9 protein-coding genes are annotated in these 9,785 nt (G+C 67.7%); 5 read left to right on the forward strand and 4 right to left on the reverse strand.

All coding sequences use genetic code 11. The features are described 5' to 3' along the window. Nucleotides 1-59: 59 nt before the first annotated feature. The 4 genes from NS4_RS30585 to NS4_RS30600 all read right to left on the reverse strand — a co-directional run bounded on the left by NS4_RS30585 (nucleotide 60) and on the right by NS4_RS30600 (nucleotide 4,315). Entirely contained in the window at nucleotides 60-620 is a 561-nt protein-coding gene (locus tag NS4_RS30585; protein WP_063062945.1) for a dihydrofolate reductase family protein, read from the reverse strand. A 3-nt stretch (nucleotides 621-623) separates the two neighbouring features. Next, nucleotides 624-1,541, reverse strand: a complete 918-nt coding sequence (locus NS4_RS30590; protein WP_063062946.1) for a helix-turn-helix domain-containing protein — start codon at nucleotides 1,539-1,541, stop codon at nucleotides 624-626. 88 nt (nucleotides 1,542-1,629) lie between these two features. Continuing rightward, nucleotides 1,630-2,973 carry a YhgE/Pip domain-containing protein gene (locus tag NS4_RS30595; protein WP_084487877.1) on the reverse strand — a complete coding sequence of 448 codons (1,344 nt, stop codon included), beginning with the start codon at nucleotides 2,971-2,973 and terminating at the stop codon, nucleotides 1,630-1,632. Between the two features lie 154 nt (nucleotides 2,974-3,127). Then, nucleotides 3,128-4,315: a DUF418 domain-containing protein gene (locus tag NS4_RS30600; protein WP_063062947.1), complete on the reverse strand. Its 1,188-nt coding sequence runs from the start codon at nucleotides 4,313-4,315 to the stop codon at nucleotides 3,128-3,130. 92 nt (nucleotides 4,316-4,407) lie between these two features. Here NS4_RS30600 and dop point away from each other — a divergent pair, with 92 nt between their 5' ends. The 5 genes from dop to pafA all read left to right on the forward strand — a co-directional run bounded on the left by dop (nucleotide 4,408) and on the right by pafA (nucleotide 9,767). Then, nucleotides 4,408-5,907 carry a depupylase/deamidase Dop gene (dop, locus tag NS4_RS30605; protein ID WP_039825236.1) on the forward strand — a complete coding sequence of 500 codons (1,500 nt, stop codon included), beginning with the start codon at nucleotides 4,408-4,410 and terminating at the stop codon, nucleotides 5,905-5,907. Between the two features lie 165 nt (nucleotides 5,908-6,072). Beyond that, nucleotides 6,073-6,267, forward strand: coding sequence for a ubiquitin-like protein Pup (locus NS4_RS30610; protein ID WP_030521323.1), 195 nt, complete (start codon nucleotides 6,073-6,075; stop codon nucleotides 6,265-6,267). Then, complete coding sequence (gene prcB, locus NS4_RS30615) at nucleotides 6,264-7,136, forward strand: proteasome subunit beta (protein ID WP_063062948.1); 873 nt, start codon at nucleotides 6,264-6,266, stop codon at nucleotides 7,134-7,136. The genes NS4_RS30610 and prcB overlap by 4 nt, the downstream gene beginning before the upstream one ends. Further along, nucleotides 7,133-7,885 carry a proteasome subunit alpha gene (gene prcA, locus NS4_RS30620; RefSeq protein WP_063062949.1) on the forward strand — a complete coding sequence of 251 codons (753 nt, stop codon included), beginning with the start codon at nucleotides 7,133-7,135 and terminating at the stop codon, nucleotides 7,883-7,885. The genes prcB and prcA overlap by 4 nt, the downstream gene beginning before the upstream one ends. Before the next feature lie 523 nt (nucleotides 7,886-8,408). Beyond that, a complete protein-coding gene (pafA, locus tag NS4_RS30625; RefSeq protein ID WP_218000780.1) occupies nucleotides 8,409-9,767 on the forward strand; it encodes a Pup--protein ligase in 1,359 nt (452 codons plus the stop codon). Nucleotides 9,768-9,785: the final 18 nt, after the last annotated feature.

Consider the following 9,785-nt stretch of genomic DNA (forward strand, 5'->3'; position numbering starts at 1 on the left):
GCCGTCCCGCCCGCGCCCGCCGGGCGGTGCGGTGCCCCCGCCCGACCGCACCTCGCCGATCATCCGTTCGGTGCGACGACCGTATAGCGCGCGCAGGCGAATTCCCCATTGCCCGCCACCTCGTCGACCCGCAGCTCCAGCCGACGCGGCAGCAGCGGTGCGCCCGCGCCCAGGGTCACCGGGGCGATCGAGACGATCACCTCGTCGAGCAGGCCGCGATCGGCGAACTGTCCCGCGAGTTCGCCGCCGCCGACGATCCACAGGTTCCTACCGGCCGCCACCTCGGTCATCGACTTGTGGACGAGTTCGATCGGGTCCTGGGTGAAGCGCACATCGCCGTCGGTGCGCGGGGGGAATTCGCGATGGGTGCAGACCCAGGTCGCGACCTCGTAGGGCCAGGGTTGCGCACTCTCGTTGTCGAGCAGCCACTGGTAGGTGTTGGCGCCCATGACGATCGCGCCGACACCGGCCATGAACTCGGTCATCCCCATGGGGCCGTTGTCGTTGTCGGCCTCCCGGGACAGCAGCCAGTCCAGGGAGTGGTCGGGGGTGGCGATGAAGCCGTCGAGGCTGCACGCCGTGTAGTAGACGGTCCGGGGTCCGGTCGCCGGGGTGGTCATTCGCTATCTCCTTCGCAGCCAGTCGATCGGGTCGCCCCAGCCGACGGAATCATCGGGTGATGTGCCGCGTATCCAGTACCGCGCCAGCTGGCGGCGATACGCGGAGTAGGTGAGCACATGCGCGATCACGCTGCCGAGGACGAAACTCTCCGGCGGCTCGCACAGGGCATCGATCAGGGTGTCGCCCCAGCCGCCGCGCCGGTCGATCTCGCGGACCGTATCCAGCCACCGGGGGCCCACCTCGTCGAGGCGGGCCATGAGCGCGGGCGGGTCGTCGTCGCCGGCCGCGGGGGTGTCGGCTCCCTCGATGGAGGCCAGCCAGCACTCCTTGCTGCGGATCAGATGGTGCAGTACCGCGGCTACCGAGTCCTCGGGACCGTCCCAGGGCAGAACGGTCCCAGTGCTGCCCCGGGCCCGCCGGTACTGCTCCTCGGTCAACCCGGTGGCCGCCTTCACCAGGAGGGCGGTGTCCTCGAGGTCGTGGTGCAGCAGCAGCGCGGTCGGGTCCATATCGGATCGTCCTCTCGGTTCCCCCTCGACCCACAGTGACATGGGCGGATGGAAGTGGATTCCGTTCGTCGCGGGCAGCCAGCGCGGTGTCCGGCCCGTCAGCGGCGGGGTCGCGCTCGGCGGGTGGCCGAACGCACGGGTGAACGCCCTGCTGAACCCCTCCAGGGTGTCGTAGCCCGCGGCGAAGGCCACCTCGGTGACCGCCGCGCCGCTACCCAGCTGCCAGCACGCGCGCTCGAGCAGCACCCGTCGGCGCAGGCCCACCGGCGACTCGCCGGTTCCCCGACTGAACTGCCGGGCGAAGTGGTACCGGGAGGCGTACGCGCCGGCAGCCATCTGCCCGAGCGTGGTGTTGTCTTCATCGAGAACGGCGTCCAGCAGTTCCCGCAGTCGGTCCCGTCGATTGCTCACCCGTCGAGTCTGGCGGGTCGGCCATCCGGTGCGCTTGACCGATCTTGCGCAGTCCGGCCCCTGCCGCCGGCCGGGTACGTGTCGAGGCTCAGCGGTTGCTGCGGCGCTCCAGGCCCTTGCGGTCGTAGAGGATGGTGAAGACGAGGCCGAGGATCAGGCCGATACCCAGCCCGGCCAGGCTCATCCAGACTCCGCGTGCCAGTCCGGGGTTGCCGTGGGCGTCGAAGTACAGGATGGCGCGGATACCCAGGTAGATCTGGTGCATCGGTTCGAAGGCGGCCAGCCAGGCCATGTAGTCCGGGGTGGCCTCCAACGGGATGGTGGCGCCGGCCGAGGGCAGCCCGAGGACGATGAACAGGATCAGGTTGATCAGCAGTCCCGCCGACCCGAACACCGCGAGCACGGACAGCGCTGTCACCCCCACCGCGAGGATCGCCAGGGCGCCGAAGAGGAACAGCGCCAGGCCGTGTTCGAGCGGTACGTCCAGCAGGGTGGCGATACCCACGAACAAGCCGGAGGCTATCGGTGCCACCACGGCCATCACCCCCCACTTCAGCAGCAGGGTGCGGACCCGGGAATGCGGGGAGGTTGGATGGTGCACGAACCACGGCCCGTACTCGGTGGGAACGAAACCCAGCGCCGAATCCACCATGGTGTGCACGATCATGGCGCCGGTGAAACCGGCCAGCACCACCAGCAGGGTGTAGAAGAACGCGGACAGGCCCTGCCCGGTCCCGTCCGGCAGCGGCCGGTACTGCTCGATGAGCACATCGATCGGTTCGGCCAGCATCAGCCGCGCCGCGCCGGAGACCTGGGTGGCGCCACCGGGGCCGGCGCTCAGTTCGCTGTCGACCGAAGCGGTGAGTTGTTTGCCGACCTCGGCGTTGACCTGGGTGAGCGCCTGCCGGGCGATGATCTGGGTGATCTGCGTGGCGAAGGTACCGGTGCGTGGATTGGTCACCACGGTGATCACCGGCTGCTGGATATCGCCGGGCACCACACTGCCCGCGCCCAGGATCGACAGTCGTTTGGACAGGTCGCTGGGCAGGATGATCGCGCCGTAGACCTCGCCGTTGTCGAGCAGGCGCTGGGCCTCGCCGATCCCGGTGACCCGCAGGTCCACCTTGTCCGCGGGGACGCGCTCGGTGAGCGCCGAGGTGATCTGGTCACCGATATCTATCCGCTGTCCGTCGCGGATATCGCCGTCGTCCTGGTTCACCAGCGCGATCGGGAAATCGTGCAGATTCTTCTCCGGGTTGACGACATAGCCCAGATACATCGTCGACAGCAGGGCCATCAGCAGCGTGACCACCACGATCGGACCTGCCCAGATACGGAGACGACGCCGGACCCGGGCGCGGGCGCCGCTATCGCCCTCCTCGTTCCGTACGGCGTGTGCGCCGGGTTCGTCGCCGGTGCTGTCGGTACCCATCGTGTCCTCCGTCGAAGCTGCGGTTCCGGCCCGGGAACGGGCCGGTCGTCTGCCGTTACGGCCGGGTCAATGGTGGCAGCTACCCGGGCCGGTAGCAGTACCGCGACCGGGTGTGTCTGCTCACTGTGGCAGGCGTATCAGCGCAGCGCGATGGCTATGCCCGATTCAGGAGCCGGTAGCTCGAATGCCACAACCATTCCACCGGACCGCGTTCGAACCGGCGCAGCCAGCAGTGGGCGAACAGTGCGATCACCGCGCACACGGCCACGTAGACAGCGACGGTGAAAGGCACCCGGGCCTCCGGGGCGAACCGCGCGGCCAGCCCGAACCCCCAGCCGTAACAGAGGATCGAGGCCACCAGGTTCTGCAGGATGTAGCAGCTCAACGCGGCCCGGCCGATCTCGCTGAGCCGGCGTCCGGCGAAACCGGTGCGGGAGCGGCGCACAGAGAACTCGGCGACCAGCGCCAGGATGCCCAGCGAGACCACCGGCGCCACCACATAGCGGGTGATCAGCACCAGATCGCCGCCGCCGGCCAGACCGGCCAGCAGATCGATCGGCGCGGCCACGCCGAAACCCACGAGCAGGAGCCGGCGCCGCAGGCGCGCGCCCTCGGGCAGGAACACACCGGCGTGGAACAGCCGAGCGCCCACCAGGAACAGCACGATCGACAGCGGCGCGATGACGATCGTTTCGGCCCGGAACGCCAGTGCGTGCTCGGCCCGGAACAGCACCAGATCCCAGAACGAACCGTCGGCGTACGGGTTCGGGGACAGCGGCGCCCGCTCCCGTGGCGCGGAAGGTGCCACCAGGACCAGCGAGACGACGTAGAGCGCGATCAGGGTGAGATGCACGCCGAGCATCGCGTAGAGCCACCGGCCCTGGGCCCGCCCGCTGCGTGTGAGCAGGAACGCGACGATCGCCGCCGTCACGGCGTACCCCATGAGCACGTCGAATTCGGCGATCAGGAGAAAATTGAGCAGGCCGTCGAGGAACAGCAGTGCGGCGCGCCAGGGATACCCTCCCGGCCAGGGGCGTCCGGCCCGGCGGGCCGAGGTCTGCTGGATGGCCAGGCCGATACCGAACAGCACCGTGAGCAGACCCAGGAACTTGCCCTGGGCCAGTTGCTGCAGCACCTTCTCGGCCCACATCCAGCCGTCGGCAGGGGAGATCGAGATCCGGTGCAGATATCCGCTCAGGCCCTCGGGGTCGGTCAGGATCCAGACATTCGTGCCCAGCGTGCCCAGAATGGCGATTCCACGCAGCACATCCAGTGCCGCGAGCCGGGGCGGGCGCGGCGGCTGCCGGCCGGGGGAGAGGGGGTCGGCGACGGTGCGGGTCATGGTCAGAGCATGTGGTCGCGGCCTCCGCCACGGCATCGGCCGGAAGTACCACTCGACGGATGATTCGCCATCCGTCGCCTACGCTCGAACCCATGCAGCGCATCATCGGTATCGAGGTCGAATACGGGATCTCCACGCCCACCGAGCCGTCGGCCAACCCGATCCTCACCTCTACCCAGGCGGTTCTGGCATACGCCGCGGCCGAGGGGGTGCCGCGCGCCAAGCGCACCCGATGGGACTACGAGGTCGAGTCGCCACTGCGCGATGCCCGCGGTTTCGATCTGAGCCGGATGAACGGTCCGGCGCCGGTGATCGATGCCGACGAGGTCGGCGCGGCGAATATGATCCTCACCAACGGCGCACGCCTCTACGTCGACCACGCGCATCCGGAGTATTCCGCGCCCGAGGTCACCGATCCGCTCGACGCGGTGATCTGGGACAAGGCCGGAGAACGGGTGATGGAGGCGGCCGCCCGGCACGCCTCCAGCGTTCCCGGCGCACCCCGGATGCAGCTGTACAAGAACAATGTCGACGGCAAGGGCGCCTCCTACGGCACCCACGAGAACTATCTGATGAGCCGCGAGACCCCGTTCAACGCGGTGATTCTCGGGCTCACCCCGTTCTTCGTCTCACGGCAGGTGATCTGCGGGTCCGGCCGGGTCGGTATCGGGCAGTCCGGCGACAACGCGGGCTATCAGCTCTCGCAGCGTTCGGACTACATCGAGGTCGAGGTGGGGCTGGAGACCACGCTCAAACGCGGCATCATCAACACCCGCGACGAGCCGCACGCCGACGCCGATAAATATCGCCGGCTACACGTCATCATCGGGGACGCCAATCTGGCCGAGATGTCGACCTATCTGAAGGTCGGCACCACCGCGCTGGTGCTGGACCTGATCGAATCCGGCGCCGATCTGTCCGATCTGCAATTGGCCCGGCCGGTCACCGCGGTCCACACCATCAGCCACGATCCCACCCTCCGCGCCACGGTCGCCCTGGCCGACGGCCGGGAACTCACCGGGCTGGCGATCCAGCGGCTCTACCACGAACGGGTCGCGAAATTCGTCGAGGAGCAGGGCAACGACGACGAGCGGGTGCGCGATGTGCTCGACAACTGGTCGATGGTGCTGGATCTGCTGGAACGCGATCCGATGGAATGCGCCGACCTGCTGGACTGGCCGGCCAAACTGCGCCTGCTCGAGGGGATGCGCAGCCGCGAGGGCCTGGGCTGGGCGGCGCCGAAACTGCATCTGATGGACCTGCAGTATTCGGATGTGCGGCTGGACAAGGGCCTGTACAACCGGCTGGTGGCGCGCGGGTCCATGAAACGGCTCGTCACCGAACAGCAGGTGCTCGACGCCATGACCAAACCACCCACCGATACCCGGGCCTATTTCCGTGGAGAATGCCTGCGCCGGTTCGGCGCCGATATCGCCGCCGCGAGCTGGGACTCGGTGATCTTCGACCTGGGCGGCGATTCGCTGGTCCGTATCCCCACCCTGGAGCCCCGCCGTGGCACGAAAGCCCATGTCGGGAAACTGCTCGACGGTGTCGATACCGCCGCTGACCTGGTGCAACAGCTCACCACCTGAGTGTTCACCGCACATACCCCGGCAGGTCGCGGCCACCGGGGTGGGACGTAATCCGACTACGTGTCGTCCCGGCTGGGTAGTGTTGAAGAACGAGCACAGAGGTGCTCACGATTCGTCCGGTACGCGAGCGCGGCCGGTCGGTGGAAACAGAGGAGGTCGGCTGCGATGGCACAAGAGCAGACCAAACGCGCCGGGGGCGGCGACGATGACGAAGGCGTCGACGGCGTAGACGCCGCGGGTCAGGAGCGGCGCGAGAAGCTGGCGGAGGACACCGACGACCTGCTCGACGAGATCGACGATGTGCTCGAAGAGAACGCCGAAGACTTCGTTCGTGCCTACGTGCAGAAAGGTGGCCAGTGACCGCAGGTGACCCCTTGCGTCTCCATCTGGGGTACGCCCTCTCGTCCTTTTCCGAACATCTGCGTCAACACGCACCGGATCTCCTGCCGGGTAGCGGATTCGACGCCCTGAGCCAGCCCACCGCCGCCGGAAATCCCGGCGGCGGTGCCGCGGGTGATATCGCACCGCACGGCACCACCGTGGTCGCGGTGTCCTATCGCGGCGGTGTGCTGATCGCCGGTGACCGGCGCTCCACCCAGGGCAACCTGCTGGCGGGCCGCGATGTGGAGAAGGTTCATATCACCGATACCTACTCGGCGACCGGTATCGCCGGGACCGTGGGCATGGCCATCGAACTGGTCCGCCTGTTCGCGGTGGAACTCGAGCACTACGAGAAGATCGAAGGCGTCTCCCTCACCTTCGACGGCAAGGCCAACAAACTGTCGAAGATGGTGCGTGACAACCTGCCGGCCGCCCTGCAGGGCCTGGCGGTGGTGCCGCTGCTGGTCGGCTACGACCGGCAGGCCACCGATCCGGACCGGGCGGGGCGCATCGTCTCCTACGACGTGGTGGGCGGGCGCAGCGAGGAACGGTTCGGATTCACCGCCGTCGGCTCCGGCTCGATGTTCGCGCGGACCTCGCTGAAGAAGCTGTACTCCAAGGGGATCGACGCCGACCGCGCCCTGCGTATCGCGGTCGAGGCCCTGGTGGACGCCTCCGACGACGACACCGCCACCGGCGGGCCGGATCTGCTGCGCGGGATCTACCCGACCGCGATCCTGATCGATGAGGAGGGCGCCGTGGAGGTGGCCGAATCCCGGCTCGAGGAGATCGCGCGCGGTATCGCCGCCGACCGTCAGGCCGCAGAGGAAGGGAGCGCCCGGGCATGACCCTGCCGCTGTATGCGTCCGCCGAGCAGATCATGCGCGACAAGACCGAGCTCGCGCGTAAAGGTATCGCCCGGGGCCGCAGTGTCGTGGTGCTCGCCTACGACAAGGGCGTGGTGTTCGTGGCGGAAAATCCGTCGGCGACCCTGCACAAGGTCAGCGAACTCTACGACCGGACCGGTTTCGCCGCCGTCGGCAAGTACAACGAATTCGAGAACCTGCGCCGGGGCGGCATCCTGCAGGCCGATCTGCGCGGCTACCAGTACGATCGCCGCGACGTCACCGGCCGGGCGCTGGCCAATGCCTACGCCCAGGCGCTCGGCTCCATCTTCACCGATCAGCTCAAACCCTACGAGGTGGAGATCTGCGTCGCCGAGGTGAGCTATCCGGAGCAGGAGCCCGAATCGGTCCTCTACCGGATCACCTTCGACGGATCGATCGTCGACGAGCGTGAATACGTGGTGATGGGCGGTACCACCGAACCCATCGTCAGCGCGCTGAAGGAGTCCTACCGGCCGGGCCTGGACCTGGCCGGAGCGATCCGGGTCGCGGTGGAAGCGTTGCAGTCCAGCGAAGGCGCGGACAAGGACAAGCGGACCCTCGGCGTCGGTTCGCTGGAGGTCGCCACCCTCGAGCAGGCGCGACCGCGGCGGGCCTTCCGCCGGATCGGCCGCACCGCCCTCGAAGAGCTGCTGGGCTCGGCGGGTGAGGCCGGCTCGGCGGAGCCGGAAACCGGCGGCAAGCCGGACTGAACAGGCCGGCTCCGCGCCGGACGAGAATCCACGGGTCGCGCACCGACAACGGTGCGCGACCCGCTTTCGTGCCGTGCGTGTGCGGTTGGCCGTCCATGGATCGGTGACCTTTGAGCACTCACAGTGCTGTGAGCCTCCTCGGGCCGGTCCAGGTGCACGACAGCATGCACCTTCTGTCTTTTCCGGATGGTCGGCGTTCGTGGTCGGGCCCGCCCCCGATTCTGGACTGACAGAGCGAAGGAGCGCAGCGACTGGGCGTGTGCAGTCGGCCGTCCATGGATTGGCGACCATTGAGCACTTTCATTGCTGTGAGCCTCCCCAGGTCGGTCAAGGCGCACGTGTGCGCGCACCTTGGGTCTTCTCGGGATGATCGGAATCCATATTCGGAGCGGCTCCCGACCCACCTCGCGGCGGCGGGGCAAATGGGCGCAGAACGATCGCCCACCTAATCGTTGCCAAGCCGTATACATCGGGTTTTCCGCACTGACCCGCAGGAATCATTCCGCGCTGTAACCTCGATAGTGTGCAGCGACGAATTATGGGGATCGAGACCGAATTCGGTGTGACGTGCACCTTTCACGGACACCGCCGGCTCAGTCCCGACGAGGTGGCCCGGTATCTGTTCCGCCGGGTGGTTTCCTGGGGGCGCAGCTCCAATGTGTTCCTGCGAAACGGCGCCCGGCTCTACCTCGACGTCGGTTCGCATCCGGAGTACGCCACCGCCGAATGCGACAGCCTGGTCCAGCTGGTCACTCATGACCGGGCCGGGGAGCGAGTACTGGAGGAGCTGCTCATCGACGCCGAGCAGCGCCTCGCGGAGGAGGGTATCGGCGGGGACATCTACCTGTTCAAGAACAACACCGATTCGGCGGGCAACTCCTACGGCTGTCACGAGAACTTCCTGGTGGTACGGGCCGGCGAGTTCTCCCGGATCTCCGACGTGCTGCTGCCGTTCCTGGTGACCCGGCAGTTGATCTGTGGGGCCGGCAAGGTGCTGCAGACGCCGAAGGCGGCCACGTTCTGCCTGTCGCAGCGGGCCGAGCACATCTGGGAGGGCGTCTCCTCGGCGACCACCCGCTCGCGTCCGATCATCAACACCCGCGACGAGCCGCACGCCGACGCCGAGAAGTACCGGCGCCTGCACGTGATCGTGGGCGATTCCAATATGGCCGAGACCACCACCATGCTCAAGGTCGGCACCGCCGCCCTGGTCCTGGAGATGATCGAGGCCGGGGTGTCGTTCCGCGATTTCGCGCTGGACAATCCCATCCGGGCCATCCGGGAGGTCAGCCACGATCTCACCGGCCGTCGTCCGGTGCGGCTGGCGGGTGGCCGGCAGGCCAGCGCCCTGGATATCCAGCGCGAGTACTACGCCCGCGCCGTGGAGCATCTGCGTAACCGGGATCGTGATCCGCAGGTCGATCAGGTGGTCGATCTGTGGGGCCGCACCCTGGACGCGGTGGAGTCGCAGGATTTCGCCAAGGTCGACACCGAGATCGACTGGGTGATCAAGCGCAAACTGTTCCAGCGCTACCAGGACCGCTACAACATGGAGCTGTCCGATCCCAAGATCGCCCAGCTCGACCTGGCCTACCACGACATCAAACGCGGCCGCGGCGTCTTCGACCTGCTGCAGCGCAAGGGTCTGGCCAAGCGGATCACCGAGGACGAGGCGGTCGATGCCGCCGTCGACACCCCACCGCAGACCACCCGGGCGAAACTGCGCGGTGATTTCATCACCGCCGCCCAGGCGGCCGGCCGGGACTTCACGGTCGACTGGGTCCACCTCAAGTTGAACGACCAGGCCCAGCGCACCGTACTGTGCAAGGACCCCTTCCGCTCGGTGGACGAGCGAGTGGATCGCCTGATCGCCTCGATGTAGCTGTGTTTATTTGCGGCG

It is taken from the genome of Nocardia sienata NBRC 100364 (assembly GCF_001613205.1).
Lineage (GTDB): Bacteria > Actinomycetota > Actinomycetes > Mycobacteriales > Mycobacteriaceae > Nocardia > Nocardia sienata.